This is a genomic window from Streptomyces tyrfis (genome assembly GCF_037034285.1).
Lineage (GTDB): Bacteria > Actinomycetota > Actinomycetes > Streptomycetales > Streptomycetaceae > Streptomyces.
Genome location: NZ_JBAGJZ010000015.1, coordinates 79911 through 106393, shown reverse-complemented (window position 1 = coordinate 106393; position 26483 = coordinate 79911). Strand labels below are relative to the sequence as shown.

At 72.9% G+C, this 26483-nt stretch carries 23 protein-coding genes and 1 pseudogene; 18 read left to right on the top strand and 6 right to left on the bottom strand.

The features are described from left to right. The first annotated feature begins 31 nt into the window (after positions 1-31). The 4 genes from WA762_RS14320 to cobI are packed head-to-tail and all read left to right on the top strand — an operon-like array spanning position 32 to position 4781. Positions 32-2050 (top strand): putative cobaltochelatase, encoded by a 2019-nt coding sequence (locus WA762_RS14320; RefSeq protein ID WP_335936016.1) that lies wholly within the window; start codon positions 32-34, stop codon positions 2048-2050. Further along, a complete protein-coding gene (gene cobO, locus WA762_RS14315; RefSeq protein WP_335936014.1) occupies positions 2050-2649 on the top strand; it encodes a cob(I)yrinic acid a,c-diamide adenosyltransferase in 600 nt (199 codons plus the stop codon). Before WA762_RS14320 ends, cobO begins: the two co-directional genes overlap by 1 nt. A gap of 30 nt (positions 2650-2679) precedes the next feature. Then, positions 2680-4038, top strand: a complete 1359-nt coding sequence (locus WA762_RS14310) for a cobyrinate a,c-diamide synthase (protein WP_335936013.1) — start codon at positions 2680-2682, stop codon at positions 4036-4038. Beyond that, entirely contained in the window at positions 4035-4781 is a 747-nt protein-coding gene (cobI, locus tag WA762_RS14305) for a precorrin-2 C(20)-methyltransferase (RefSeq protein WP_335936012.1), read from the top strand. Before WA762_RS14310 ends, cobI begins: the two co-directional genes overlap by 4 nt. A gap of 23 nt (positions 4782-4804) precedes the next feature. Here the strand turns inward: cobI and WA762_RS14300 are convergent, their stop codons facing one another. Continuing rightward, positions 4805-5527, bottom strand: a complete 723-nt coding sequence (locus tag WA762_RS14300) for a ZIP family metal transporter (RefSeq protein ID WP_335936011.1) — start codon at positions 5525-5527, stop codon at positions 4805-4807. Between the two features lie 207 nt (positions 5528-5734). Between WA762_RS14300 and cobM the strand changes: the two genes are divergently transcribed. The 6 genes from cobM to cobC all read left to right on the top strand — a co-directional run bounded on the left by cobM (position 5735) and on the right by cobC (position 12505). Then, positions 5735-6583, top strand: coding sequence for a precorrin-4 C(11)-methyltransferase (gene cobM / locus WA762_RS14295; protein WP_335936010.1), 849 nt, complete (start codon positions 5735-5737; stop codon positions 6581-6583). Positions 6584-6705: 122 nt separating this feature from the next. Beyond that, on the top strand, positions 6706-8040 hold the full coding sequence (gene cbiE / locus WA762_RS14290) for a precorrin-6y C5,15-methyltransferase (decarboxylating) subunit CbiE (protein ID WP_443080588.1): 1335 nt from the start codon (positions 6706-6708) through the stop codon (positions 8038-8040). After that, positions 8037-9773 carry a precorrin-3B C(17)-methyltransferase gene (gene cobJ, locus WA762_RS14285; RefSeq protein ID WP_335936008.1) on the top strand — a complete coding sequence of 579 codons (1737 nt, stop codon included), beginning with the start codon at positions 8037-8039 and terminating at the stop codon, positions 9771-9773. Before cbiE ends, cobJ begins: the two co-directional genes overlap by 4 nt. Positions 9774-9889: 116 nt before the next feature. Further along, positions 9890-10513, top strand: coding sequence for a precorrin-8X methylmutase (locus tag WA762_RS14280; protein ID WP_335936082.1), 624 nt, complete (start codon positions 9890-9892; stop codon positions 10511-10513). After that, entirely contained in the window at positions 10510-11427 is a 918-nt protein-coding gene (locus WA762_RS14275; RefSeq protein WP_335936007.1) for a sirohydrochlorin chelatase, read from the top strand. The genes WA762_RS14280 and WA762_RS14275 overlap by 4 nt, the downstream gene beginning before the upstream one ends. Beyond that, complete coding sequence (cobC, locus tag WA762_RS14270; protein WP_335936006.1) at positions 11411-12505, top strand: Rv2231c family pyridoxal phosphate-dependent protein CobC; 1095 nt, start codon at positions 11411-11413, stop codon at positions 12503-12505. The genes WA762_RS14275 and cobC overlap by 17 nt, the downstream gene beginning before the upstream one ends. A gap of 143 nt (positions 12506-12648) precedes the next feature. Here cobC and WA762_RS14265 read toward each other — a convergent pair whose 3' ends face one another. Both WA762_RS14265 and WA762_RS14260 read right to left on the bottom strand, forming a co-directional pair. After that, complete coding sequence (locus WA762_RS14265; RefSeq protein WP_335936005.1) at positions 12649-13728, bottom strand: SCO1860 family LAETG-anchored protein; 1080 nt, start codon at positions 13726-13728, stop codon at positions 12649-12651. 345 nt (positions 13729-14073) lie between these two features. After that, positions 14074-15174: an amidohydrolase family protein gene (locus WA762_RS14260; RefSeq protein WP_335936004.1), complete on the bottom strand. Its 1101-nt coding sequence runs from the start codon at positions 15172-15174 to the stop codon at positions 14074-14076. A 108-nt stretch (positions 15175-15282) separates the two neighbouring features. On the opposite strand from WA762_RS14260, the gene WA762_RS14255 reads away from it, so the two are divergent. The 7 genes and pseudogenes from WA762_RS14255 to WA762_RS14225 all read left to right on the top strand — a co-directional run. Then, positions 15283-16389 (top strand): pyridoxal-phosphate-dependent aminotransferase family protein, encoded by a 1107-nt coding sequence (locus WA762_RS14255; protein WP_335936003.1) that lies wholly within the window; start codon positions 15283-15285, stop codon positions 16387-16389. Positions 16390-16728: 339 nt separating this feature from the next. Beyond that, positions 16729-17256 carry a diaminobutyrate acetyltransferase gene (ectA, locus tag WA762_RS14250; protein WP_335936002.1) on the top strand — a complete coding sequence of 176 codons (528 nt, stop codon included), beginning with the start codon at positions 16729-16731 and terminating at the stop codon, positions 17254-17256. Between the two features lie 147 nt (positions 17257-17403). Then, positions 17404-18672 (top strand): diaminobutyrate--2-oxoglutarate transaminase, encoded by a 1269-nt coding sequence (gene ectB / locus WA762_RS14245; protein ID WP_335936001.1) that lies wholly within the window; start codon positions 17404-17406, stop codon positions 18670-18672. Between the two features lie 148 nt (positions 18673-18820). Continuing rightward, positions 18821-19219 (top strand): ectoine synthase, encoded by a 399-nt coding sequence (locus WA762_RS14240; protein WP_335936000.1) that lies wholly within the window; start codon positions 18821-18823, stop codon positions 19217-19219. 4 nt (positions 19220-19223) lie between these two features. After that, complete coding sequence (thpD, locus tag WA762_RS14235) at positions 19224-20138, top strand: ectoine hydroxylase (RefSeq protein WP_335935999.1); 915 nt, start codon at positions 19224-19226, stop codon at positions 20136-20138. A 203-nt stretch (positions 20139-20341) separates the two neighbouring features. After that, positions 20342-20770, top strand: coding sequence for a nuclear transport factor 2 family protein (locus tag WA762_RS14230; RefSeq protein ID WP_335935998.1), 429 nt, complete (start codon positions 20342-20344; stop codon positions 20768-20770). A 107-nt stretch (positions 20771-20877) separates the two neighbouring features. Beyond that, positions 20878-21216 (top strand): annotated as a pseudogene (locus WA762_RS14225) (VOC family protein); the annotation flags it as partial. Positions 21217-21943: 727 nt separating this feature from the next. On the opposite strand, the gene WA762_RS14220 reads toward WA762_RS14225, so the two are convergent. The 3 genes from WA762_RS14220 to WA762_RS14210 all read right to left on the bottom strand — a co-directional run bounded on the left by WA762_RS14220 (position 21944) and on the right by WA762_RS14210 (position 23905). Next, positions 21944-22282, bottom strand: a complete 339-nt coding sequence (locus WA762_RS14220; protein ID WP_335935997.1) for a hypothetical protein — start codon at positions 22280-22282, stop codon at positions 21944-21946. A gap of 190 nt (positions 22283-22472) precedes the next feature. Continuing rightward, positions 22473-23366, bottom strand: coding sequence for a radical SAM/SPASM domain-containing protein (locus WA762_RS14215; RefSeq protein ID WP_335935996.1), 894 nt, complete (start codon positions 23364-23366; stop codon positions 22473-22475). Positions 23367-23701: 335 nt separating this feature from the next. Continuing rightward, positions 23702-23905, bottom strand: a complete 204-nt coding sequence (locus WA762_RS14210; RefSeq protein ID WP_335935995.1) for a hypothetical protein — start codon at positions 23903-23905, stop codon at positions 23702-23704. Between the two features lie 140 nt (positions 23906-24045). On the opposite strand from WA762_RS14210, the gene WA762_RS14205 reads away from it, so the two are divergent. Continuing rightward, entirely contained in the window at positions 24046-25386 is a 1341-nt protein-coding gene (locus WA762_RS14205; RefSeq protein ID WP_335935994.1) for a tetratricopeptide repeat protein, read from the top strand. Positions 25387-26483: the final 1097 nt, after the last annotated feature.

Genomic DNA, 26483 nt, shown 5'->3' with positions numbered 1-26483 from the left:
TGACGTCATCCCGTTCACCCAAGGAGGCATCGTGAACACGCCGTACCCCTTCACCGCCCTCGTCGGGCAGGACGATCTGCGGCTCGGTCTGCTGCTGAACGCGGTCTCGCCCGCGGTCGGCGGTGTGCTGGTGCGCGGCGAGAAGGGCACCGCCAAGTCCACCGCCGTGCGGGCGCTCGCCGCGCTGATGCCCGAGGTCCGGGTGGTTTCCGGCTGCCGGTTCTCCTGCGACCCCGCGGCGCCCGACCCGTCGTGCCCGGACGGCCCGCACGAGGCCGGTTCCGGTGCGTCGCGCGCCGCCCGGACGGTGGAGCTGCCGGTCGGCGCGTCCGAGGACCGGCTGGTCGGCGCGCTCGACATCGAGCGGGCGCTGTCCGAGGGCGTGAAGGCGTTCGAGCCGGGGCTGCTGGCCGACGCCCATCGCGGAATCCTGTACGTCGACGAGGTCAACCTGCTCCACGACCACCTCGTGGACCTGCTGCTGGACGCGGCGGCCATGGGCGCCTCGTACGTGGAGCGCGAGGGCGTCTCGGTCCGGCACGCCGCCCGGTTCCTGCTCGTCGGCACGATGAACCCCGAGGAGGGCGAGCTGCGGCCGCAGTTGCTGGACCGGTTCGGGCTGACCGTCGAGGTCGCCGCGTCCCGGGACACCGACCAGCGGGTCGAGGTGGTGCGCCGGCGTCTCGCGTACGACGCGGATCCGGCCGCCTTCGCCGCCGAGTGGGCCGGCGAGGAAGCCGCGCTGCGGGCGCGGATCGCCGCCGCGCGGGCGCTGCTGCCCGAGGTCCGTCTGGGTGACGGGGCGCTGCGGCAGATCGCCGCGACCTGCGCCGCGTTCGAGGTGGACGGGATGCGCGCGGACATCGTGATGGCGCGGACCGCGACCGCGCTGGCCGCCTGGGCGGGGCGCACGGACGTGCTGGCCGAGGACGTGCGGCAGGCCGCCCTGCTCGCGCTCCCGCACCGCCGCAGGCGCAACCCGTTCGACGCGCCGGGCCTGGACGAGGACAAGCTCGACGAGGCGCTGGAGCAGCACGGCGGCGAGGACGACGACCCGGACCCGGACGGCCCCGACGGCGGCGGCCGGCCCCCGCGGGGCGACGGCCCGGACACTCCGCCGCGCTCCGACGGGGAGGCCGGTGACACGCCCGCCCCCGCCGTTCCCGAGCAGGGCGGCGAGCAGGAGCCGGGGCGGTCGTCCGGCGGCGGTGAGCGGCAGCCGGCCCGGGCCGCCGAGCCGTTCCGCACGAAGACGCTGAGCGTGCCCGGGCTGGGCGAGGGCGCGGCGGGGCGGCGCTCCCGGGCGCGCACCGAGCACGGGCGCACCACCGGCGCGCGGCGTCCGCGGGGCGCGCTGACCAAGCTGCATCTGGCGGCGACCGTGCGGGCCGCGGCCCCGCACCAGCGGGCGCGCGGCCGGTCGGGGCCGGGGCTGGTGGTGCGGCGGGACGATCTGCGGCAGGCGACCCGGGAGGGGCGCGAGGGCAACCTGGTGCTGTTCGTGGTGGACGCCTCGGGGTCGATGGCCGCCCGGCAGCGGATGGGCGCGGTGAAGGGCGCGGTGCTGTCGCTGCTGCTGGACGCGTACCAGCGGCGGGACAAGGTCGGGCTGGTCACCTTCCGGGGGCGGGACGCCGAGGTGGCGCTGCCGCCGACCTCGTCGGTGGACGCGGCGGCGGCGCGGCTGGAGGCCCTGCCGACCGGCGGGCGCACCCCGGTCGCGGCCGGGCTGCTGAAGGCCCATGAGGTGCTGCGGGTGGAGCGGCTGCGCGATCCGTCGCGGCGTCCGCTGCTGGTCGTGGTGACCGACGGCCGGGCGACGGGCGGGCCGGAGCCGGTGGCGCTGGCGTCGCGGGCGGCCCGGCTGCACGCGGCGGAGGGCACCGCCTCCGTCGTGGTGGACTGCGAGTCGGGGCCGGTGCGGCTGGGGCTCGCGGCGGGTCTCGCCCGTGATCTGGGCTCGGTCGCCGTCACGCTCGACGAGCTGCGGGCCGACTCGATCGCGGGTCTGGTCAAGGACGTCCGGGGAACCGACAGGAGGGCGGCGTGATGCCGAAGGGACAGCCGGTGAGCGTGCCGGACGACGGGCTCACCACCCGTCAGCGCCGCAACCGTCCGCTGCTGGTGGTGCACACCGGCATCGGGAAGGGGAAGTCGACGGCGGCCTTCGGCCTGGCGCTGCGCGCCTGGAATCAGGGCTGGCCGATCGGGGTCTTCCAGTTCGTCAAGTCGGCGAAATGGAAGGTCGGCGAGGAGAACGCGCTGAGGGTCCTCGGCGCCAGCGGCGAGGGCGGCTCCGTCGCCTGGCACAAGATGGGCGAGGGCTGGTCGTGGGTGCAGCGCGACCGGCAGCTGAACAACGAGGAGGCGGCCCGCGAGGGCTGGGAGCAGGTCAAGCGCGATCTGGCGGCCGAGACGTACCGGCTGTACGTGCTCGACGAGTTCGCGTATCCGATGCACTGGGGCTGGGTCGACACCGCCGAGGTGGTCGAGGTGCTGCGGAGCCGTCCCGGCGCCCAGCACGTCGTCGTCACCGGCCGCAACGCGCCGCCGGAGCTGGTGGACGCCGCCGATCTGGTGACCGACATGTCGAAGGTCAAGCACCCGATGGACGCGGGTCAGAAGGGCCAGCGGGGCATCGAGTGGTGAGTGCGGTGAGCGAACGATGAGCGGGCTCCGGTGAACGTTCCGCGTCTGGTGATCGCCGCGCCCGCGTCGGGCAGCGGCAAGACGACCGTGGCCACGGGGCTGATGGCGGCCTTCGCGGGCCGGGGTCTGGCGGTGTCCCCGCACAAGGTGGGGCCCGACTACATCGACCCCGGCTACCACTCCCTGGCCGCGGGCCGGCCGGGCCGCAACCTCGACGCGTACCTGTGCGGTCCGGAGCTGGTGGCGCCGCTGTTCGCGCACGGGGCGCGCGGCTGCGACCTGGCGGTCGTCGAGGGCGTGATGGGCCTGTACGACGGGGCCGCCGGGAGCGGCGAGCTGGCGTCGACCGCGCACGTGGCGAAGCTGCTGCGGGCGCCGGTGGTGCTGGTCGTCGACGCCTCGTCGCAGTCGCGGTCGGTGGCGGCGCTGGTGCACGGCTTCGCGTCCTGGGATCCGGGGACCCGGATCGGCGGGGTGATCCTCAACAAGGTCGGCTCGCGGCGGCACGAGGCGCTGCTGCGGGAGGCGCTGGACGAGTCGGGCGTGCCGGTGCTGGGCGTGCTGCGGCGCGCGGAGCCGGTGGCGGTGCCGTCGCGGCATCTGGGCCTGGTGCCGGTGGCCGAGCGGCGGCGCGACGCGCTGGACGCGGTCGCGGCGATGGCGGACCGGGTGCGCGCGGGCTGCGACCTGGACGCGCTGCTGGCACTGGCCCGGTCCGCGCCGGCGGTGCCGGGCGAGGCGTGGGACCCGGCGGCGGCGGTGGACGCCTGCGGCGGGCCCGTCGCGGGTTCGCCGCGGGTCGCCGTGGCGGCCGGGGCCGCGTTCACGTTCTCGTACGCCGAGCACGCCGAGCTGCTCGCCGCGGCCGGGGCGCGGGTGGCGCCGTTCGACCCGCTGCGGGACGAGGCGCTGCCCGAGGGCGTCCGGGGGCTGGTGATCGGCGGGGGCTTCCCGGAGGTGTACGCCGCGGAGCTGTCCGCCAACGCGGCGCTGCGCGGGGCCGTCGCCGCGCTGGCGGAGTCCGGGGCTCCGGTGGCCGCCGAGTGCGCGGGGCTGCTGTATCTGGCGCGTTCGCTCGACGGCCTGCCGATGTGCGGGCTGCTGGACGCCGAGGCGCGGATGACCGAACGGCTGACGCTGGGCTACCGGGAGGCGGTGGCGGTCTCCGACGGCGTGCTCGCCGCGCCCGGGACCCGGGTGCGGGGGCACGAGTTCCACCGGACGGTGCTGGAACCGGCCGCCGGGCCCGCCCCGGCGTGGGGGCTGCACCAGCCGGAGCGGCGGGTGGAGGGGTTCGTGCGGCGGGGTGTGCACGCGAGCTATCTGCATACGCACTGGGCTTCCGTGCCCACTGCGGCCCGACGATTCGTTGAGAGGTGCGAGGGATGAACCAGGGTCACGGGACGAGCAGGCTGACCGGCGTCGGGGTGGGCCCCGGCGATCCGGAGCTGGTGACCGTCAAGGGCGTGAACGCGCTGCGGGACGCGGCGGTCGTCGTGGTGCCGGTGATGGACACCGGCGAGCGGGGACGGGCCGAGGCCACCGTGCTGCACTACGTGCCGGCGGAGAAGGTCGTGCGCGTGGTGTTCGCGCTCAACGAGCGGAGCGACCGGGCGCGCCGGGAGGCGGCGTGGGACGCGGCGGGCGGGCGCGTCGCGGAGCTGCTGCGCGCGCACGGCTCCGTGGCGTTCGCGACGATCGGCGACCCCAACGTGTACTCGACGTTCACCTATCTCGCCCAGACGATCGGCGCGCTGCTGCCGGGGACGGTCGTGGAGACGGTGCCGGGGATCACCGCCATGCAGGACCTGGCCGCCCGTGGCGGGGCGGTGCTGACGGAGGGCACCGAGCCGCTGACGCTGGTGCCGGTGACGGCGGGCGCGGCGGTGCTGAAGCGGGCCCTGGAGGGCCCGGGGACGGTCGTCGCGTACAAGTTCGGCCGGCTGGCCGGGGAGGTGGCCGCGGCGCTGCGGGAGACCGGGCGGATCGAGGACGCGGTGTGGGGTTCGGCGCTGGGGCTGCCCGAGGAGTCGATCCGGCCGGCGGCGGAGCTGGACGAGGGGCCGTTGCCGTATCTGTCGACGCTGATCGCGCCCGCGCGGCGCGACGGCGGGCGCGGCGGGAAGCTGTGAGGCGGCCGGGTCCGGTGCGGTGGTCAGCCCGCGACGGCTACCACCAGCCAGATGAAGCCCACCCCGGCCACCGTGCACAGCAGGGTGGAGCGGGCCGGGTGCGCGTGGTGCGCCTCGGGCAGGATCTCGGCCGCCGCCAGGTAGAGCAGCGCGCCGCCGAAGAAGCCGAGGTACCCGCCGAGCGGTTCCTCCGGAAGGGTGAACACCAGGGTCGTGGCCGCGCCGACGAGCGGCGCCACGGCGTCCGCGACCAGCATGAGCACGGCTCGGCGGCGGGCGTTCCCGTACAGGCGGGTGATCGTGTAGGTGTTGAAGCCGTCGGCGAAGTCGTGGCTGATCACGGCGAGGGCGACGGCCGCCCCCATGCCCGCGCCGACCTGGAACGCCGCGCCCAGCGCGACGCCGTCCATCAGGCTGTGGCCGACCATCGCCGCCGCCGCGGTGAGCCCGAACTCCGGCACCCGTCCCTCGTCCGCGCCGTGGGCCGCCCGGCGCACCGCGAGCAGACGCTCCCCCAGGTGGGCGACGAGGAAGCCGCCCACGAACAGCAGCAGGGCCACGGGGACGCCGAAGACCGGTGTGCCCGCGGCCTCGACGGCCTCCGGCAGCAGGTCCAGGCCGACCACGCCGAGCATCAGCCCGCCGGCGAAGCCGAGCACCAGGTGGCGGCGGTCGGTGACGCGACGGGCGACCCAGCCGCCCGTCAGGGTCATCAGGAACGCGCCCAGCGCCACGAACACCGCCATGCGCTCTTGCTAGCCGACTGATCCACGGGCGCGCATCTCGGCGGGCCGTCCGCCCGCCGTGCCCGGCCGCCCGGCTCCCCCGGCGGGCCGGACCCGTCGCCGTCCCGTCCCGTTCCCCGCCGTCCCGTCTCCCGTTCCCCGCCGGCTCGTCGATCGTTCTCCCCCACACACCCCCGCACGCCGCGTTTCCCGAAAGGACCCCCTCCCATGTCCGAAGCAGCCGACACGGCCGGCCCGGCCGCCGCCCCCGCCCGAGGCCGAGTGACGTTCGTCGGGGCCGGCCCCGGCGCCGCCGACCTGCTGACGTTCCGGGCGGCGCGGGCCATCGCGGAGGCCGACGTCGTCATCTGGGCGGCGAGCCTGGTGCAGGAGGAGGTCCTGGACCACGCCCGGGAGGGCGCGGAGATCCTGGACTCGGCGCAGATGTCGCTGGAGCAGGTCGTCGCCGTGTACGCACGCGCCGCCGCCGAGGGGCTGAGAGTGGCCCGCGTCCACTCCGGGGACCCGTCGCTGTGGGGCGGCACGCAGGAGCAGATCGACCGGTGCGCCGAGCTGGGCGTGGCGGTCGAGATCGTGCCCGGGGTGTCGTCGTTCTCGGCGGTCGCGGCGATCGCGCGGCGGGAGCTGACGATCCCGGAGATCGCGCAGTCCGTGATCCTGACCCGGCTGGGCGGCGGCAAGACGCCGATGCCGCCGGGCGAGGAGGTGCGGGAGTTCGCCCGGCACGGCACCACCATGGCGGTGTTCCTGTCGGCGGCCCGGTCCGGTCAGCTCGCCCAGGAACTGCTGGAGGGCGGCTACCCGACGTCCACGCCGGTGGTGATCGCGTACCAGGCGACCTGGCCGGAGGAACTGGTCCTGCGCTGCACGGTCGGGACCCTGGAGGAGACCGTCAAGGAGCACAAGCTCTGGAAGCACACCCTCTTCCTCGTCGGCCCGGCGCTGTCGGCCTCGGGCACGCGTTCGCACCTCTACCACCCGGGGCACTTCCACGGCTTCCGCAAGGCCGACAGGGCGGCGCGGGCCGAGCTGCGCGCCCGGCGGTCCGAGGCGTGAGCGGCGCTCGCGGTACGGGGGCCGGCGCTCCGGTCCCCGCTCCGGGCACGCGGACGACCGCGCCGGTCCGGGTCTTCGGCACGGGCACGGGCGCGCCGCTCGGCCCCGAGGCCCGGGAGGCGCTGGCCTCGGCCACGCTGGTGGTCGGCGCCCGCCGCCATCTGGAGGCCGCGTACCCGGCCGGATCCGACGAGAACGCCGGGGACGCCGCACGGTCCGGGGCCGCCGAGGCCGCCGGACGGGCCGGGGGCGTCGGAGACGCCGCGCGGGCCGGGCGGGCCGGGGGGCCCGAGCGGATCGTGCTCGGGCCGCTGGCGCCCGCGCTGGACCGGATCGCGGAGCATCTGGCCCGGGGCGGGGCGCGGGTGGTCGTGCTGGCCTCCGGCGATCCGGGGTTCTTCGGGATCGTCCGGGCGCTGGCGGAGCGGTTCGGGCCGGAGGCGCTCGATGTGCGCCCGGGCGCCCCGTCCGTCGCGGTCGCGTTCGCCCGGCTCGGGCTGACCTGGGACGACGCGGTCGTGGTCAGCGCGCACGGCCGCGATCCGCGGACCGCGGTGAACGCCTGTCTGGCGCATCCGAAGGTGGCCGTGCTGACCGGGCCCGGCGCCGGGCCCGGTCAGCTGGCGGCCGGGCTGGTCCGGGGCGCCGGCGGGCGCACCCTGGTCGTCGCGACGGCGCTGGGCGACCCGCTGCGGGAGCGCGTCGAGCGGCTCTCCCCCGCCGAGGCGGCGGCCCGCGCCTGGCCGGACCCGGTGAGCGTGGTGCTGTGCCTGGACGAGTCCCGGGTGCTGTCCCCGGCGCGGACCGTGGCCGGACCGCCGGCCCCGCCGGGCCGCTGGGCGCTGGCGGAGGCGGAGTTCGAGCACCGCGACTCGATGATCACCAAGTTCGAGGTGCGGGCCCTGGCGCTGGCCCGGCTGGGGCCGCGCACCGGCGACCTGGTGTGGGACGTCGGAGCCGGTTCCGGCTCGGTGGCGGTGGAGTGCGCCCGGCTCGGCGCCGCCGCCGTCGCCGTGGAGAAGACCCCGGACGGGGTCGGGCGGATCCGGGCGAACGCGTCCGCGCACGGGGTGTACGTCGACGTGGTGCACGGCTCGGCCCCGGCCGCGCTCGACGGGCTGGCCGATCCGGACGCGGTGTTCGTCGGCGGCGGCGGGCGCGAACTGCCCGCCGTCGTCACGGAGTGCGCCCGGCGTGCGCGGCGCACGGTGGTGGTGGCGCTGGCGGCCCTGGACCGGGTGCCGCCGGTGCGCGCGGCGCTGGCCGCCGCCGGGCTGGAGCCCGAGGGGGTGCTGCTGCAGTCCTCGCGGCTGGCCCCGCTGCCCGGTGACGTGACCCGGCTCGCCGCGGCCAACCCGGTCTTTCTGCTGTGGGGCGTCCGCCCCGCGGCCCAGGCAGGCGCGCGTGCGGACATGGCTGCCGCACGTGTCGGCGCAAGTGAAGGAGCGACCCAGTGATCGGCCTGATTTCCGCGACGGCGGCGGGTGCCGCCGCCCGCGACCGGCTGGCCGCGGCCTGGCCCGGCCGGACCGTGGTCTACGAGGGCCCGGTGCGCGAGGCCGTGCCCCGGGCGTTCGCCGAGTGCGAGCAGTTGGTGTGCTTCCTGGCGACGGGGGCCGTGGTGCGGCTGCTGGCGCCGCTGCTGTCGGACAAGTCCGCGGACCCGGGCGTCGTCTGCGTCGACGAGGCGGGGCGTCACGCGGTGGCCCTGCTCGGCGGGCACGCCGGCGGGGCGAACGCGCTGGCCGAGGCGGTCGGGGAGGTGCTGGGCGCGGCCCCGGTCGTGACGACCGCGACGGACGCGGCCGGGCTGCCGGGCCTGGACATGCTGGGCCTTCCGGTGGAGGGCGATGTGGCCAGCGTGTCCCGGGCGATGCTCGACGGGGCGCCGGTGGAGCTGCGGGCCGACGCGGTGTGGCCGCTGCCCGCGCTGCCGCCGAACGTGGCCCCCGGCGCGCCGGACGGGGAGGACCCGGCGGGCGCGGCGGTGCTGCACGTCACCGACCGGGTCGTGGAGCTCGGGCCGGGCCGGGCCGCGGTGCGGCCCGCGTCGCTCGTGGTCGGGGTCGGCGCGTCCAGGGGTGCGTCGGAGGACGAGATCACGGGGCTGGTCCACGACGCCCTGCGCGAGGCCGGGCTCTCGCCGCTCGGCGTCGCCGCGCTGGCGACGGTGGACGCGAAGGCGGACGAGCCGGGGATCGTCGCCGCCGCCGCGCGGCTCGGCGTCCCGCTGCGGACGTATCCGGCCGAGGCGCTGGCCCGGGTCGAGGTGCCCAACCCGTCCGGGGCGCCGCTGGCCGCCGTCGGGACGCCGTCCGTCGCGGAGGCCGCCGCGCTCGCCTCGGGCGGCGAACTCCTCGTGCCGAAGCGGAAGTCGGCGCCCGAGGGGCGGGCGGCGATGGCGACGTGCGCGGTGGTGCGCCGGGCCCCGCGCGGGCGGCTGGCGGTGGTCGGCCTCGGGCCGGGCGCGCGCGATCTGCTGACGCCCCGGGCCCGGGAGGAGCTGCGGCGGGCCTCGGTGCTGGTCGGGCTCGACCAGTACGTCGACCAGATCAGGGACCTGCTGCGGCCGGGCGCCACGATCCTGGAGTCGGGGCTCGGCGCCGAGGAGGAGCGGGCCCGCACCGCGGTCGCCCGGGCACGCGAGGGGCACGCGGTGGCGCTGATCGGCAGCGGTGACGCGGGCGTGTACGCGATGGCGTCGCCCGCGCTCGCCGAGGCCGGCGACGACATCGACGTGGTCGGGGTGCCGGGGGTGACGGCGGCGTTGGCCGCCGCCGCGATCCTGGGCGCCCCGCTGGGCCACGACCATGTCTCGATCAGCCTCTCGGACCTGCACACGCCGTGGGAGGTCATCGAGCGCCGGGTGCGGGCCGCGGCCGGGGCCGACCTCGTCGTGACGTTCTACAACCCGCGCAGCCGGGGCCGCGACTGGCAGCTGCCGAAGGCCCTGGCGATCCTGGCGGAGCACCGGGATCCGGCCACCCCGGTCGGGATCGTGCGCAACGCCTCCCGCCCGGACGAGAGCGCCCGGGTGACCTCGCTGGCCGCCCTGGACCCGGCGACCGTGGACATGATGACGGTGGTGACGGTCGGCAACACGGCCACCCGGGAGGTCGCCGGCCGCATGGTGACGCCCCGCGGCTACCGCTGGCAGTCGTCCGCCGGGCCCCGGGGAGGCGCGGAGTGAACCGCCCCGAGGGAACGACGCCCCGGCCGCGCCCCGGCGCCGGCCCACAGCGGCCCGCGCACGAAACCGGCGGCCCCGGCGCGCCGGACCGCCCCTGGGAGCGGACCGTCCACCCCATCGAGCGGGAGTCCTACCGGCGGCTCCGGGCCCGCCTGGACACCTCGCGCTTCCCGCCGCTGACCCGGGCGGTCGTGGAGCGGGTGATCCACTCCGCGGCGGACCTGGCGTACGCGACGGACCTGGTCTGCGACGAGGCGGAGCTGACCGCGGCCCACGCGGCGCTGCACACCGGGGCGCCGGTCGTGACCGACGTGGAGATGGTCGCGGCGGGCATCACCCGGCGCGAGACCGTGTGCCGGCTGCGGGAGGCCAGGTCCGCCCCCGGGCTGACGCGTTCGGCGCACGCGGTCCGGCTCGCGTACGAGCAGGTCGGTCCCGGCGCGATCTGGGTGATCGGCAACGCGCCCACCGCGCTGGAGGAGCTGCTCGTCCTGGACGCCGCGCCCGCGCTCGTCATCGGGCTGCCGGTCGGGTTCGTCGGCGCGACCGAGTCCAAGGCGGCGCTGCGCGAGAGCGGTCTGCCCGCCGTGAGCAACGTGTCCGAGAAGGGCGGTTCGGCCGTCGCGGCCGCCGCGCTCAACGCCCTGCTGTACCACCCGTTCCCCGCTGCGGGAACCCCCGCTCCCCCTGCCGTGAGAACCCTCGCGCAATCCCCCACGACCCCTGAGGAGAACTCGTGACCACCCCCGCCACCCCGGCCTCCCGGCCCGCTCTGCTCGTCGCCGGCCACGGCACCAGGGACGACGGCGGAGCCGCCGCGTTCCGCGACTTCGTGACCGAGCTGGGCCGCCGTCACCCCGGGCTGCCGGTGGCCGGCGGCTTCATCGAGCTGTCCCCGCCGCCGCTGGGCGACGCCGTGACGGAGCTGGTGGACAGCGGTGTCCGGCGGTTCGCCGCGGTGCCGCTGATGCTGGTCTCGGCCGGTCACGCCAAGGGGGACATCCCGGCGGCGCTGGCCCGTGAGAAGGAGCGCCACCCGGGCATCTCGTACACCTACGGACGTCCGCTGGGCCCGCACCCGGAGCTGCTGAAGGTGCTGGAGCGCCGGGTGGACGAGGTGCTGGACGGCGTCGACCGCTCGGAGGTGACGGTGCTGCTGGTGGGGCGCGGTTCCACCGACCCGGACGCCAACGCCGAGGTGTTCAAGGCGGCCCGGCTGTTCTGGGAGGGCCGGGGCTACGCGGGGGTGGAGACGGCGTTCGTCTCGCTCGCGGCGCCGGACGTGCCGTCCGGTCTCGACCGTTGCGTGAAGCTGGGTGCCCGGCGCATAGTCGTTCTGCCGTACTTCCTCTTCACCGGGGTGCTGCCGGACCGGGTCCGGCGGCAGACCGAGGAGTGGGCCGCCGCCCACCCGGAGCCGGACGTCCGTTCCGCCGAGGTCATCGGTGCGGCCGAGGAACTGTACGACCTGGTGATGGAGCGTTACGGGGAGGCGGTCGAGGGCGATCTGCGGATGAACTGCGACTCCTGCGTGTACCGGATCGCGCTGCCGGGCTTCGAGGACAAGGTGGGGCTGCCACAGCAGCCGCACTTCCACCCCGATGACGACGGCCACCACCATCACCACCATGGCGGTCATGCACACTCCCACTGAAAGTCCCGACGCGACAGGCGCGGGCACGCACGATCTGCGGCACCACGGTGACGCGGAGGTACGGGGACGGGGCCGGGATCTGACCGATCTCGCCGTCAACGTACGGGCGGACACTCCCCCGGCCTGGCTGCGGGAGCGGATCACCGCGTCGCTGGGCTCGCTCGCCGCCTACCCGGACGGTCGTCCGGCGCGGGCGGCGGTCGCGGCCCGGCACGGGCTGCCGCCCGAACGGGTCCTGCTGACGGCGGGCGCGGCGGAGGCGTTCGTGCTGATCGCGCGGGCGTTGCCGGCCCGCCGCCCGGTCGTGGTCCATCCGCAGTTCACCGAGCCGGAGGCGGCGTTGCGCGCGGCCGGGCACGAGGTGCGGCGGGTGCTGCTGCGGGCCGGGGAGGGTTTCCGGCTGGACCCGGCGGCGGTGCCAAAGGACTCGGATCTGGTGGTGGTCGGCAATCCGACCAACCCCACCTCGGTCCTGCACCCGGCGTCCGTGCTGGAGCGACTGGCGCGTCCCGGGCGGACGCTGGTGGTCGACGAGGCGTTCATGGACGCGGTGCCGGGCGAACGCGAGGCGCTGTGCGGGCGGACGGACGTGCCCGGGCTGGTGGTGCTGCGCAGTCTCACCAAGACCTGGGGACTCGCGGGGCTGCGGATCGGCTATGCGCTGTCCGACCCGGAGACGGTCCGCGTGCTGGAGGAGGCGCAGCCGTTGTGGCCGGTGTCCTCGCCGGCGCTGGCGGCGGCCGAGGCGTGCGTGGAGCCGCGGGCCCTGGCCGAGGCGGCCGAGGCGGCGGAGCGGATCGCGGTGGACCGGGCCCATCTGGTGGCCGGGCTGCGGGAGTTCACGGAGATCACGGTGGCGGAGCCGGCCGAGGGCCCGTTCGTGCTGATGCGCCTGGAACGGGCCGCGGAGGTCCGGGAACGGTTGCGGCTGCTGGGATTCGCGGTGCGGCGCGGGGACACGTTCCCGGGGCTGGGGCCGGAGTGGCTGCGGCTGGCCGTGCGCGGCCGGGCGACGACCAACTGCTTCCTCCAGTCGCTCGACCAGGCGTTGCAGTCGCTGTCGACCGTCGCGCGCTGAGAGGGGCCGGCGCGAGGGGAGTCGCGAGCCGGGCGCCCGTGGTGTCGGCCCCTCTGAGCCCCGGCCGCATGGGCGAAGCCGCCTTCCCCGCCGGGACCCCGGGGCCGGTGGACCACCGGCCCCGGGACCGCTTCGGGGCGGGGTCAGCTCCGGGCGCGGCGCCTGGCCAGGACCGTCGCCCCGGCGCCCGCGCCCAGCAGCACCACGGCGCCGCCCGCGAGGTACGGCGTGGCGGAACTGCCGCCGGTCTCCGCGAGGTTCGAGCCGTCCGGGGCGTGGCCGGTGCCGGTCTGGGGCTTCACGTCGCCGCCGGTGGCGCCCCCGTTCCCGGTGGAGCCGCCGTGGCTCGCGCCGCCGTCGCCGGAGCCGCCGTTCCCGGAGGAGCCGGTCGAACCGCCGTTGTCCGAGCCGCCGGTGCCTGAGCCGCCGGTCGACCCACCGTTCCCGGAGCCGCCGTTGGACCCGCCGCCGCTCGAACCGCCGTTCCCGGCACCGCCGTCGTCCCCGCCGCCCTTCGGGGTCTCGCAGGTCGCCTCGACGAGGGTGACCTCGCCCTCCACCTCGGCGACGTTCAGCTTGAGCGGGTTGACGGAGACCTTCAGCCGCAGCGCGGTCGCCGCGGCGGTGCGCGTGGTGGTGTGGGTCTTCGACAGGTCGAGGCTCACCTCGCCCACCGCGGGCACCTCGATGCGCGTGCTCCCGCCCGCGCTGAGGTCGATCCGCTTGCCCAGGATCGTCACATGGCCCAGCACGTTCGACTCCGCGACCGGCTTCCTGCCGACCTCGCAGACCGCCTTGGACGTGACCTTCTCGACCTCGATCAGCGGCAGCGCGGGCAGTCCCGGCACATGGACCCGGGCCTTCGCCAGGTTGCTGTAGCCCTCGGCGCGGTTCTTGTCGACGGTCGCGTCCGAGGTGGCCACGTCGGCGCTGAGCACGCTGACCGGCCGGCCGCCGTCCACCCCGTCCAGCCGCACGCTGAGCGCGGTCTGCTTGGCGTCGGCCGGCGCCTGCACCTCGTTGAGCGTGGCCTTGAGCGGCACGTCGATCGCCTTGTTCAGAAGTGAGACGTCGAGCGCGGTGCGGAGCACGACCGCGCCCGCCTTCCCGTCGCCGGTGGGCGCGATGGTCGCGGGTGCGGCCTGCGCCGGGGTCGCGGCCAGCAGGGCGACCGGAGCGGCGGCGACCGCCAGGGCGGCCAGGCGGAAGGTGTTGCTGTTCAAGATGGTGGAACCCCCACAAGAGACTTGGAGCCGCCGGCACCGCCCAATGGGGGACATCGCGGGCACCGGCGGCCTCGACCCCGACAGCTTTACGCACGGAGGGTGAACTGGCAGACATCTGAGGCCAGTTCACCCCAAAGGGGGGTTTTCGCGCCTGTATTCGATTATCTCGGTACGCGCGTTCCTCGGAGTCACCCGATCCGCCGAGCGCGGACGGCGCGCGGGCCGACCGCGCCGAGCCACGCACAGAAATGTTCCAACGAGACGACGGGAACCCGGTAACTGCCCGTCAACACCGCGCACCGCGTGGGCGGACGGCCCCGGGATCCGCCCGTCGGCCCGGTCTCAGCCGATCACGCGCCCGTTCAGCACGACCCGCCGCGGCGCGGCCAGCACCCGCACGTCCGCCCGCGGGTCCTCGTCGTACACCACCAGGTCCGCCGGGGCGCCCTCCTCCAGCCCCGGCCGGCCGAGCCACTCGCGCGCGCCCCAGGTGCTCGCGGAGAGCGCGGCCAGCGGCGGGATGCCGGCCTTCACCAGTTCGGCGACCTCGTCCGCCACCAGCCCGTGGGCGAGCACCCCGCCCGCGTCGGTGCCGGTGAAGACCGGGATCCCGGCGTCGTACGCGGCGCGCACGGTGTCGTACCGGCGCTCGTGCAGCCGCCGCATGTGGGCGGACCAGCGCGGGAACTTGGCCTCGCCGCCCGCCGCGAGCGAGGGGAAGGTGGCGATGTTCACCAGAGTGGGGACGATCGCGACCCCGCGCTCCGCGAAGAGCGGGATGGTGTCCTCGGTGAGCCCGGTGGCGTGCTCGACACAGTCGATCCCGGCCTCGACGAGATCGCGCAGCGACTCCTCCGCGAAGCAGTGCGCGGTGACCCGGGCGCCCAGCCGGTGCGCCTCGGCGATGGCCGCCTCGACCGCCCCCCGGGGCCAGCAGGCGGTCAGGTCGCCCACCTCCCGGTCGATCCAGTCGCCGACTAGCTTGACCCAGCCGTCGCCCCGGCGCGCCTCCTGGGCGACGTAGGCGACGAGGTCCTCCGGCTCGATCTCGTGGGCGTAGTTCCGGGTGTACCTGCGCGGCCTGGCGATGTGCCGCCCGGCCCGGATGATCTTCGGCAGGTCCTCGCGGCCGTCGATCCACCGGGTGTCGGCGGGCGAGCCCGCGTCCCGCAGCAGCAGCGCCCCCGCCTCCCGGTCGTCGACGGCCTGCTTCTCGCTGGTCGCGGCGTCCACCGCGCCGTGGAGGTCGAGCCCGACGTGGCAGTGCGCGTCGACCAGTCCGGGCAGCGCCCAGCCGGCGACGGTCACCGCCTCGTCGGCGCCGGCCGGCCGCTCGTGGACGATCCGCCCGTCGACGGCCCAGAGTTCGTCCCGGACCTCGTCGGGTCCGACGAGCACCCGCCCCTTCACATGCAGCACCCGCGGTGCTCTGCGCTCACTCATGGCAGCACTGTACGAGGCCCCTTCCGGCGCCCTCGGTACGCTTCGGGGGAAGCCCCGTCCGTCCACGGCACCGCCGCGCACGGCCCCCGACCCGAAGAGAGCAGCACCGTGACGCACCCGTTCCTCGACCTCGCCCCGCTGACCGCCGCGCGCTTCGCGGCCATCGAGCGGCGCGTGGCCGATCTCCTCGCCACCGAGCAGGACGTCGTCATCACGCAGGGCGAGGCGCTGCTCCCGCTCGAAGGCTGCATCCGGGGCGCCGCCCGGCCCGGCTCGACGGCGCTGAACGTCGTCACCGGCCCGTACGGGCAGACCTTCGGGAACTGGCTGCGGGACTGCGGCGCCGACGTCGTGGACCTGGCGGTCCCGTTCCACACCGCGGTCACCGCCGAGCAGGTCGCGCGGGCGCTGGAGGAGCACCCGGAGATCGACTTCGTCTCCCTGGTGCACGCGGAGGCGGCGACGGGCAACACCAATCCGGTCGCCGAGATCGGCGAGGCGGTCCGCGCGCACGGGGCGCTGTTCATGCTGGACGCCGTCGCCTCGGTGGGCGCGGAGCCGCTGCTGCCGGACGCGTGGGGCGTCGACCTCTGCGTGATCGGCGCGCAGAAGGCGATGGGCGGCCCCGCCGGGGTGTCGGCGGTCTCCGTGAGCGCACGCGCCTGGGAGCGGATCGCCGCCAACCCGCGGGCCCCGCGCCACTCGTACCTCTCGCTCCTGGACTGGAAGGAGCGCTGGATCGACGGCGGCCGCAAGGCGCTGCTGCACGCCCCCGCCCAGCTGGAGATGCTGGCCCTGGAGGCGTGCGTGGACCGGATCGAGAGCGAGGGCCTGGACGCGCTGATGGCGCGGCACGCCTCGGCCGCCGCGGCCACCCGGGCGGGCGCGGTTGCGCTCGGCGGCGGGCTGTCGCCGTACGTCCACGAGGCGAAGGACGCGGCGCCGGTCGCGACCACCCTGCGCGTCCCCGAGGGGACGGACGCGACGGATCTGGTCGCGCGGGCGCTCGCGGCCGACCCCTCGCTGCCGCTGATCGCGGGCGGGGGCGCGCTGTCCAAGGAGATGATCCGGGTCAATCACTACGGTGTGGACGCGACGCGGGGCGCGGTGCAGTCCTCGCTCGCGGCCCTGGGGGCGGCGTTGGCCGACACGGGCCGGCAGGTCGACTTCGAAACTGCCCGCAAGGCCGTCTCGGAAACCTGGCCGAACGCATAAATCCGCACCGGTCCCACAAAATTCCATAAATGCGGGGAGCTGCTTTGTCCAAGGCAGCTCCCCGCATTCTTCTGCCCGCTTTCCCCAAGCCTAAACACCCGGGTTCCGAAGAAGCCGTCCGGTCCGCGATCCACACAATTCCGTTGCGCGATCCGAGAGTTACGACCTTGTGACCGACTCCACATCGCGACCGTTATGCCGGATAAAAGACCCCCAAAACGGGGGAAATCGCCGCCCGGTCGCGCCAGTGCGCGCGCCCGCGTGATAACACAACGGATCTCTCCACCCAACCCCTTGCGTCGATGCAATCCGGGAATTTGCTGGGTAAATTCAATTCGCATGACCGCCGCACCAGCAGATTTTGCACGTGCCCGAAGCGAATTCATCATCGACACCCCACGAGTGGAGGACGGGGCCGCGATCTGGCGCATCGCCCGCGACTCCGAGGTCCTGGACCTCAACTCCTCGTACAGCTACCTGCTGTGGTGCCGTGACTTCGCCGCCACCTCCGTGGTCGCCCGTGACGAGACCGGGGAACCCGTCGCCTTCGTGACGGGCTATCTACGCCAGGACCGGCCCGGGACCCTCGTGGTCTGGCAGGTGGCCGTCGGCCGCGACCACCGCGGCTCCGGACTGGCGGGGCGGCTGCTGGACGCGCTGACCTCGCGGGTCGCCGGCGCACGGGGGCTGTCCTCGGTCGAGACGACCGTCACCCCGGACAACACCGCGTCGGACCGGCTGTTCGCCTCCTACGCCCGGCGCCACGCGGTCGCCCTGGAGCGCGAGGTGCTCTTCGAGGGCGAGCTGTTCCCCGAGGGGGCGCACGCGCCCGAAGTCCTGTACCGCATGGGCCCGTTCCCCGCCTGACCCGCGCGCCCCACGGCCGCGCCCGTCCGCCCCGCCCGGCGTGCGCCCCTCGGCCCGCCCCGGCCGCGCCGCCCGGCGCCGGGCCCGGCGGCCCGCCCGACACCTCACCCGACGTCATCCGTCACCCCCTTGAGCAGGAGACCCCCTGTGACCATCACCCCGCCCGCACTGAGTGTCTTCGAGACCCTGGAGTCGGAGGTACGGAGCTACTGCCGCGGCTGGCCCGCGGTCTTCGACCGCGCGCAGGGCTGCCGTCTGACCGACGAGGACGGCCACGAGTACCTCGACTTCTTCGCCGGTGCGGGATCCCTCAACTACGGCCACAACAACCCGGTGCTGAAACGGGCGTTGATCGACTACATCGAGCGCGACGGGATCACCCACGGCCTCGACATGGCGACCACCGCGAAACGCGCCTTCCTGGAGTCCTTCCAGAACAACGTGCTGCGCCCGCGCGACCTCCCGTACAAGGTGATGTTCCCCGGCCCGACCGGCACCAACGCGGTCGAGGCGGCGCTGAAGCTGGCCCGCAAGGTGAAGGGGCGCGAGTCGGTCGTCTCGTTCACCAACGCCTTCCACGGCATGTCGCTGGGGTCGCTGGCCGTCACCGGCAACGCGTTCAAGCGGGCCGGGGCCGGCATCCCGCTGGTGCACGGGACCCCGATGCCGTTCGACAACTACCTCGACGGCCGGGTGCCCGACTTCCTCTGGTTCGAGCGGCTCCTGGAGGACCAGGGGTCGGGGCTCAACCAGCCCGCCGCCGTGATCGTCGAGACGGTGCAGGGCGAGGGCGGCATCAACGTGGCGCGCCCCGAGTGGCTGCGGGCCCTCGCCGACCTGTGCCGCCGCCGCGACATGCTGCTGATCGTCGACGACATCCAGATGGGGTGCGGGCGCACGGGCGCGTTCTTCTCGTTCGAGGAGGCCGGCATCACGCCCGACATCGTCACCCTGTCGAAGTCCATCAGCGGCTACGGACTGCCCATGTCGCTCTGCCTGTTCCGTCCGGAGCTGGACATCTGGGGACCGGGCGAGCACAACGGCACCTTCCGCGGCAACAACCCGGCCTTCGTCACGGCCGCCGCCGCGCTGGACGCCTACTGGGCGGACGGCCAGACGGAGAAGCAGACCCTGGCCCGGGGCGAGCAGGTCGAACAGGCGCTCCTGGCGATCTGCGACGAACACGCCCGGCTCGGGGCCCGGTTCCGGGGCCGCGGCCTGGTCTGGGGGGTGGAGTTCGCCGACCCGGCGCGCGCCACCGCCGTCTGCGCCCGCGCCTTCGAACTGGGCCTCCTGGTGGAGACCTCCGGTCCGCGGAGCGAGGTGGTGAAGCTGCTGCCGCCGCTGACCGTCACCCCCGAGGAACTGGACGAGGGCCTGCGCACGCTGGCCCGCGCGATCCGCGAGACGGCCTGACCCCCGGGCCGGTCAGCCCACCCTTTCCGTCCCTTTCCGCCCCTTTCCGTCCCTGCCCACCGGCCGACGGTCCCCCAGTCCATCCGTCCATCCGTCCAGTCCGTCCCCCGAAGAAGAACAACGCACAGAGAAAGGCGACCGAACCACCGTGATCGTCCGATCCTTCAGCGACATAGAGAACACCGACCGGCATGTGAGGGCCGCTTCCGGCACCTGGGAGAGCAAGCGCATCGTACTGGCGCGGGAGAAGGTCGGCTTCTCGCTCCACGAGACCACGATGTACGCGGGCACCGAGACGTCCATGTGGTACGCGAACCACATCGAGGCCGTGCTGTGCGTCGAGGGCGAGGCCGAGCTCACCAACGACGAGACCGGCGAGAAGCACTGGATCACCCCCGGCACGATGTACCTGCTGGACGGGCACGAGCGCCACACCATGCGCCCGAAGACCGACTTCCGCTGCGTCTGCGTCTTCAACCCGCCGGTCACCGGACGGGAGGAGCACGACGAGAACGGCGTCTACCCGCTGCTGACGGAGGAGGGCTGAACCCATGACCACCGACACCCGTACGGACGCCGCCGGCGCGCGCGTCGACCCGTACCCCACGCGCGGCGCCGCCGAGACGGTCACCCCGCGCCAGGACCCGGTCGTCTGGTCCGCGCCCGGCGCCCCCGGACCGGTCGCGGCGCAGGACCTGCGGGGCTTCGAACGCGACGGCTTCCTCACCGTGGACCAGCTGATCACCCCGGACGAGGTCGCGGCGTACCGGGCCGAGCTGGACCGGCTGGTCGACGACCCGGCGGTCCAGGACGACGAGCGCTCGATCGTCGAGCCGAAGTCGCGGAAGGTCCGGTCGGTCTTCGAGGTCCACCGGATCAGCGAGGTCTTCGCCCGGCTGGTGACCGACGAACGCGTGGTGGGCCGGGCCCGCCAGATCCTGGGCTCGGACGTGTACGTCCACCAGTCCCGGATCAACGTGAAGCCGGGCTTCGGCGCCTCGGGCTTCTACTGGCACTCGGACTTCGAGACGTGGCACGCCGAGGACGGGATGCCGCGCATGCGGGCGGTGTCCGTGTCGATCGCGCTGACCGAGAACCACGACACCAACGGCGGGCTGATGATCATGCCCGGTTCGCACACGTCGTTCCTCGGCTGCGCCGGCGCGACCCCGGAGGACAACTACAAGCGGTCGCTGCGGATGCAGGAGGCCGGCACCCCGTCCGACGAGGCGCTGACGAGGCTGGCCGACCGGCACGGCATCAGGCTCTTCACGGGCCCGGCGGGTTCCGCGACCTGGTTCGACTGCAACTGCATGCACGGCTCGGGCGACAACATCACCCCGTATCCGCGCAGCAATGTCTTCATCGTCTTCAACAGCGTGGAGAACGCCGCCGAGGAGCCGTTCGCGGCGCCGGCGCGGCGTCCGGAGTTCATCGGCGCCCGGGACTTCACCCCGGTGCGCTGACACCCGGCGGGGGGCGGGGCCGACGGGGCGGGGCGGATGTCCGCCTCGCCCGCCGGCCCCGCCCCGTGTCCGCGTTCCCGGCCTCACGCGTTCCGGGGCACCCCAGCTCATCAAGTTTGACTACTCACTCCCGGAGGCATATCTTCCCCGGTAGTCAAATTTGATGAATTGATGAGCCCGACCTGAGAACGCGAGGAGTTCTTGTGATCCAGCTGCCCGACACCGGATACGTCCCCACGGCCGAGGACCGCGCGAGCCTGGACGCCTGGTTCGCCGAGTACGACGCGCGCAGCGCCCGGCGCGACATCGAGCGCATGGCGGATCTGGCCGTGTTCCCGCTCAACCTCGTGAGCGACGACGCGGCGGGCGACGGCCGTTCGGCGCAGTGGACCCGTGAGCGGTTCGTCGGGACGATGACGGCGGTGATGGGCGCGGGGGACGAGGACATCGCCTTCGAGTCCGTCCGGACCCCCGTCTTCGTCTCCCCCTCCCTGGCAGTGGTCTTCTCGGACTCGGCCATGACGGCGCAGGGCCGGACCCGACGCCTGCGCTACGCCGACGTCCTGATCCGGCGGAACGGGGAGTGGGCGTTCCAGACCATGATCCAGAGCGGCTGGGGGGACAACCTCTGACGGACGCGGGGCGGGCCCGCGCACGGCGTCCGCGGCCCGCGTCCGTCGCTCCGGACCGCGTCCCGACTCGGTGGACCGCGAAGGGCGTCGGCGGTGAGAGTGGGTCCATGACCTCACTCGTGCGTCACATCACGATCGACTGCGCCGACGCCTACGGACTGGCCCGCTTCTGGTCCGCGGTGCTCGACGCCCCGCTGCCCGGCGACGACGCCCCCGGCGATCCCGAGGTGCTCGTCGCCACGCCGGGGGCCTCGCTGCTGTTCATCCGGGTGCCCGAGCCGAAGCGCGTCAAGAACCGGCTGCATCTGGACCTCCAGCCGCGGGACCGCACCCGCGACCAGGAGGTGGAGCGGCTGCTCGGACTGGGCGCCCGCCTCGTCGCCGACCACCGCGGGCCGGACGGCACCGGCTGGGCGACCCTCGCCGACCCCAACACCTCTGACTACCAGTTCTAAGAGCACCCGCAGGTCAAGCCCAACGACAGAGCACCGCACGGCAGTTGCCGAACGGGGCGTTTTGCTGTCTGTGCCCGTCTACGGGGCGTGTAGTGCGTCCTCGGGGGTCGGGCCCGCGCCAAGTGCAACGGCGTGATCGGGGCACGCGTAGAGCATCGTCCCGGGGCCGCTGGTGCTCTGAATCCAACGCACGGGGATCGGGGCGCGGGTCACCGTGTGGCAGCCGACGCAGAGGGCGACGTGTCCGGTGGGAACTTCCGGGAACAGTTCCTCGGCGGTCATGCCGACACCCCCACCGCAGCGAACGCGGACGTGGGGAAAGGTGCTCCCTCGTAGGCGTAGGGGTAGTCCCGTCCGTCCGCCGCAGCTTCTACCGCGCGCCACCGCTCCGGTATGGCCAGTAGCTCTAGTGTCCGTTCGGCCTTGCGCTCCGCTTCCCGCGCAAGGAGCCACGGGCCTACGCGGTGGAACCACGGGGACGGGATCGACCGGGCGGGGACGTGCACGGGAATCGGTGTGGTGGGGCCGCAGATGACGCGGGGCGGGTTCGTCGGCTCGGTGGCATGCACGGGGACGGCTCGGCGTCTTCCTCGGGCGGGAAGGAGTATCCGCAACATCCACAGCAGTGCGCGAGGGCGAGCACCAGGACGCGCAGTAGCCCCGCCCGCGTGCGCCACGGGGCAGCACGCGGACGGGGCCGGTATGGCTGTGCGGTCGGTCAGTGTGGCGCAGAAGTGGACGCGCGCAGATCAGCGAGACGTCGCTGATACATCGGCCCGACGGCGTGTGCGCCCCTGGCCTCGCTCGGCGTTGCCTGTTCGACCAGGTGATGGGAGACCGCCTTGAGGTGAGCGGCCCAAGCAATCACGTGCTGTTGAGCCGTCCGCCCGCATTCCTGCGGTTCACCAGGGAGACACAGCGGGAGTTCCGGCCCGAGCTTGTTGGCCGCGTGCCGGACGTATCGAGCGATGGTGAGCCATTCGTCCTCGGTCCGCTGGATGGCGTTGCCGTCCTCCTCCCACCCCCATGGACCGAAGTCGTCCCCGTGATCGTCCATCTGTGTGCTCCCTTGCATTCAGCGGGCTAAGGGCTGTCCCGTAACCCGTGGTGGATCAGCGTGCGGCGTCGGATGTGGTGCACCGCAAGGTGGAGGGGCGCCCGCATACGGGACGTATGCGGGCGTTCCGACAACGCCGCGAGGCGCCGCAGCTGTCGTCGCACGCCCGCCATGGATTACGGGACAGCCCTTAGGCGGCGATCGTAGCGGCGGTGCCCGCTTCCTTGGGGTCGCAGTGCCCGACCGAGGGAACGCACGGACCACAGGGACCGCACATGGGTAGGAACTGCGGAGGAGTGCACGACTGGACACCATCCCCGTGAACCGCTGCGATCTCGGCCGCAACCTCGGTCATCTGCGCGCCGCCCCAGATATCGGAAATCGGCTTTTCCAGCACATTGCCGAGGGTCAGGAATCGACCGAGGACGCACGGCCACACGTCGCCGGTCGGGCCGATGGCACACTTCTCGTGGGCGCAGTGCCCGCACAGATCAGCGATGGTCGGCGCTGCGCCATTGCTCGCACGGCCGAACGCACGCGTCCGGTCACCGCCAACCGTTCCGACACCGAGCGCCGTAAGGTCCTGTGCGGCTTCCTGTACCCGCTGACCGGCCTGCACGGCGACGACTCCGCCGCGCAGCGGGATGCCGAGTTCCAGCGCCGTCTGGACATTGGCGCGAGTCTTCCTGTGCGATCCGCGCAGCTGCGTCACCTGGTCGTGTTCCTCGGCCGTGTCCGAGTAGTACGACGTAGCCAGCTTCACGCCGTACTCCGCGAACGTGTCCCACAGTTCCGGACGGATGTGGGTCATGTTCGAGAACACTTCGATCCCGAGGCCCCGCCCGTGGGCGTGCTTGATCAGCGCGGGCAGGCTCGGATAGAGCGTCGGCTCACCCCCGATGAACTGAACGTCCAGGGTGCCCATGTCGGCAAGCTGGTCAATTACGTTCAACCAGCCCTGCACGGTCATGGTGCCGTGTGTGCCCTTGGGCCCACTGTCCGCATAGCAGTGATCACAGAACTCGTTGCAGAGTCCCGTGATCTCAAGCCAAGCGAATAAGAGACGGTTTCCGGCAGTGCTCATTGCATCTCCTTGCGACCGTTGGTTTGTGGTGCCCCGCCCCTGCCGAGATTTCGAATGCGTGGGGGAACGAATTCGGATGCGTTCGGCAGGGGCGGGAGTTCAAAGGCGGCCAGTAGCGGCCAGCGTGGGAATCGCAGTTGTCAGAGCGGCGACGATGAAGACGAACACGGAACCATCCAAACCGGCGTACGCACCTCACTCGGCTTCCCTCAGCGGCACGCAGTTGGGGCAGTCGTCGTGACGCTGGTTCGGCGGGTGCGTCGGGCCAGGCAGGTGGATCACGCCGGAACCGCTGACCGCTCCGCCGTACTGCGACCCCCGCGTCGGAGTGGCGGTCACTGGTGAGCTTCCGCGAGATGCCGGCTCAGCCGCACGTTGCAGTCACTCACACGGCTGCCGTCACCGTTGGCCTTGGCGTGGTCGCGGTCCATGGCGACCTTGTCGCAGTGCGCGCATCCCGGTACCGGCCGCGGGTCTCCCTCCAGCCTCAGCGGGAGGTTTACGGGGTTCCCCATGACCGTCTGTGCGTGCTTCTCCATGCCCGGACCCTCCTTGCGGTGCTATCCCTCGCGGTGGTGGTGCTCGCACTAGGCAACCGCTCGACCACGCACAGCGGTACCGTTGGGAAGAGGGCAGGAGTTAAGAGCGTTAAGCGGTGAGAGCGCGGGAGTTGAGGCCAGTGACGATACGAAAGCCGAACGCCGGACTTGAGCGGCTGTACCGCGAGAGCGGGTGGACCCTGCGGCAGTTCGCCCAAGAGGTCAACCGCATCGGGACCGAACGCGGAACCCCTCTCAAGTATCAACAGCCGTCAGTTCACCAGTGGTTGAGCGGTCACCTACCGAGAGAAACTGTTCGGCCGCTGATTCTGGAAGCACTCGCCCGGAGACTGCTCCGTCCCATCACGCACGCCGATGCAGGATTCCCGTCACCCCCGGAAGAGTCCAATAGTCACCCGACTACCGCTGAAGGGCTGGTAGACCTCGGGAGGCAAGACATGGACCCCTCACGTCGTAGCGTCCTGAGTGCGGGGCTATTCTCCGTGGCCCTTACCGTCCCTGGGTGGCCGGATGTCGTGGGGCGCATGGAAGCGGTTCAATCGGGAAAAACCCAACGCATAGGGATGGCCGACGTAAACATGGTCATCGCCATGACAGAGCGCGTTTCTGACTTGGACGACCAATTCGGAGGTCGACACGCCCGCCCGATGGCGGCGGCATTCCTCGTGAATACGGTAGCCCCCTACCTTCGAGCCGACGCAACAGAAGAAGTCCGCAAGGCGATGATGTCAGCGGCTTCCGATCTCTGCTATCTCACCGGATATATGGCGGTGGACGAGGGGATCCATGGCCTGGCGCAACAGTATTACCTGAAAGCGCTAGAGCTAGCAGGTGCCTCGGAAGACCATCTCACGTATTGCACAACTCTACGAGGAATGAGCGTTCAGGCAGTTGATCTACGCCACGGGAAGACTGCGATGCGTCTTGCTGACGCAGCCGCGTCTGCATCTCCGCAGGCTGGTCCTCGAATGCGCGCCTTTCTGGCGGGGCAGCAAGCGCACGCCTCCGCGCAGCTTGGCGAGCGCACAAAGGCGCTTATGTATCTGCGAGAGGCCGAAGTGGCAATGGAAAAGGCCGAATCCCAAACCAAGACGTGCGGCTCGTACAACCCGTCTTCTCTCACCTATCACGCCGGGCAGGTTCGGTACGAACTGGGTGACATTCGGGGATCAATCAAAGACCTAGAGGAATCCGACAAGCTGCGGCATAGCTCGTTCAAGAGGAACCGGATTCGTTACCTATCCATGCTTGCTGAACGTCAGCTAGAAGTCGGCCACCTCGAAAGCGCGTGTGCCACATGGGCCAAGGTCGTGGAAATTTACCCCGACGTTCAATCGGGACAGTGCGATAAGGCCATGTCAACGATGCAGGCCCGGATTCGGCCCTATCTCAAGAATCAGGCTGCCGGGAGTCTCTACGAGCGCGCACGCCTCGTCACCCCGCCATCGGTTGCGGTCTGAGCGTAAAGCAAGAGAGCCCCCGCACCCATCATTCATTAGCGAACGATGCGCACGGGGTGAGTGTTTCTGTTAGGTCGGGTCGCAGTCTCCTCCGCGAAAATGCCACAATGAGCCAGGCGAGTTTTTAGCCTCCCGCCCGCTCAATCTCGGGAGGAGAGGGGAGTACCCCCCTGGTCAGAACGGCGGGCGCTCGTTCGCCTCGCGCCGTGACCGAGCCTCAGCAGCAAAACCGCCAGGCTGATGCCGTGCGGTCTCGCGGTTGTGACATGCGACGCACAGCGGACGCAGATGCTTCGCAGCATCAGGATTCAACTCGCCTCGAGCGACCAACGCCCGCCGAGACACTGGGAAATGGTCCGCGACGTTCGCCGCTCGACCGCACAGCACGCACCAAGGGTTCGCGTACAGGTACGCACGCCGAACGCGTTGCCACCAGGTCGAGTAGACCGCGCCACCACGAGAGGCACGATCGGCGTTCGCTTCCCTGGCGCGCTGAGGGCAGCGACCACCCGAGGGGGTCAGTTCGGGGCACCCGGGGACAGAGCACGGGGGTCGGGGTTTTCGGGGCACAGGGGGTCACCTCTGGTACGGGGGTTGATCTTTCATCGCTTTCATGAGGTTCCACGCGGGCAGCCCTTGCTATGGCACCCCTCGAATAGGGCTCAATGTCTCTATGCCTTACAAGACAGATGCACGGCGCCTCGCGTTCGAAATCCGCTGCGGTGGAGTCCACTTGACCGTCAAACGCGTCCCCGGATGGCTGGTGGCAGCACTCGCCGCGACCACAGGTAGTGGGCTCGCTGCGTGGTTCACGTCGCGGTGAATCTCGCACCGGCTGAGCCTCAGCGCGCATCCAAGAGGATCTCTGACGGGTTTGACGGGGTCCGTTCCGCCACAGCAATGACGAGGCCGCGCCCTGTGCGATCTCATCGAGCCATGCCGAACAACACCAAGCGCCCCTCGTTCTTCGGTGGTGGACTGTGCGCCGACTCAGCGTGTACCCGGATATCTGTGGCCAAGGCCGAGGGCGGTGCGTCCGCCGCTCTACCTCGCTCCAGAACCGCTCCATCCGCTCCATCCGCTCCATCCGCTCCATG

What these genes read in the sequence shown, in the direction of transcription:
- WA762_RS14215 (WP_335935996.1), bottom strand. Translation starts at nt 23,366, where the DNA reads ATGAGCACTGCCGGAAACCGTCTCTTATTCGCTTGGCTTGAGATCACG.
- WA762_RS14220 (WP_335935997.1), bottom strand. Translation starts at nt 22,282, where the DNA reads ATGGACGATCACGGGGACGACTTCGGTCCATGGGGGTGGGAGGAGGAC.
- WA762_RS14260 (WP_335936004.1), bottom strand. Translation starts at nt 15,174, where the DNA reads ATGAGTGAGCGCAGAGCACCGCGGGTGCTGCATGTGAAGGGGCGGGTG.
- WA762_RS14210 (WP_335935995.1), bottom strand. Translation starts at nt 23,905, where the DNA reads ATGGAGAAGCACGCACAGACGGTCATGGGGAACCCCGTAAACCTCCCG.
- cobM (WP_335936010.1), top strand. Translation starts at nt 5,735, where the DNA reads ATGTCCGAAGCAGCCGACACGGCCGGCCCGGCCGCCGCCCCCGCCCGA.
- cobI (WP_335936012.1), top strand. Translation starts at nt 4,035, where the DNA reads ATGAACCAGGGTCACGGGACGAGCAGGCTGACCGGCGTCGGGGTGGGC.
- cobO (WP_335936014.1), top strand. Translation starts at nt 2,050, where the DNA reads ATGCCGAAGGGACAGCCGGTGAGCGTGCCGGACGACGGGCTCACCACC.
- WA762_RS14300 (WP_335936011.1), bottom strand. Translation starts at nt 5,527, where the DNA reads ATGGCGGTGTTCGTGGCGCTGGGCGCGTTCCTGATGACCCTGACGGGC.
- ectA (WP_335936002.1), top strand. Translation starts at nt 16,729, where the DNA reads ATGACCGCCGCACCAGCAGATTTTGCACGTGCCCGAAGCGAATTCATC.
- thpD (WP_335935999.1), top strand. Translation starts at nt 19,224, where the DNA reads ATGACCACCGACACCCGTACGGACGCCGCCGGCGCGCGCGTCGACCCG.
- cobC (WP_335936006.1), top strand. Translation starts at nt 11,411, where the DNA reads ATGCACACTCCCACTGAAAGTCCCGACGCGACAGGCGCGGGCACGCAC.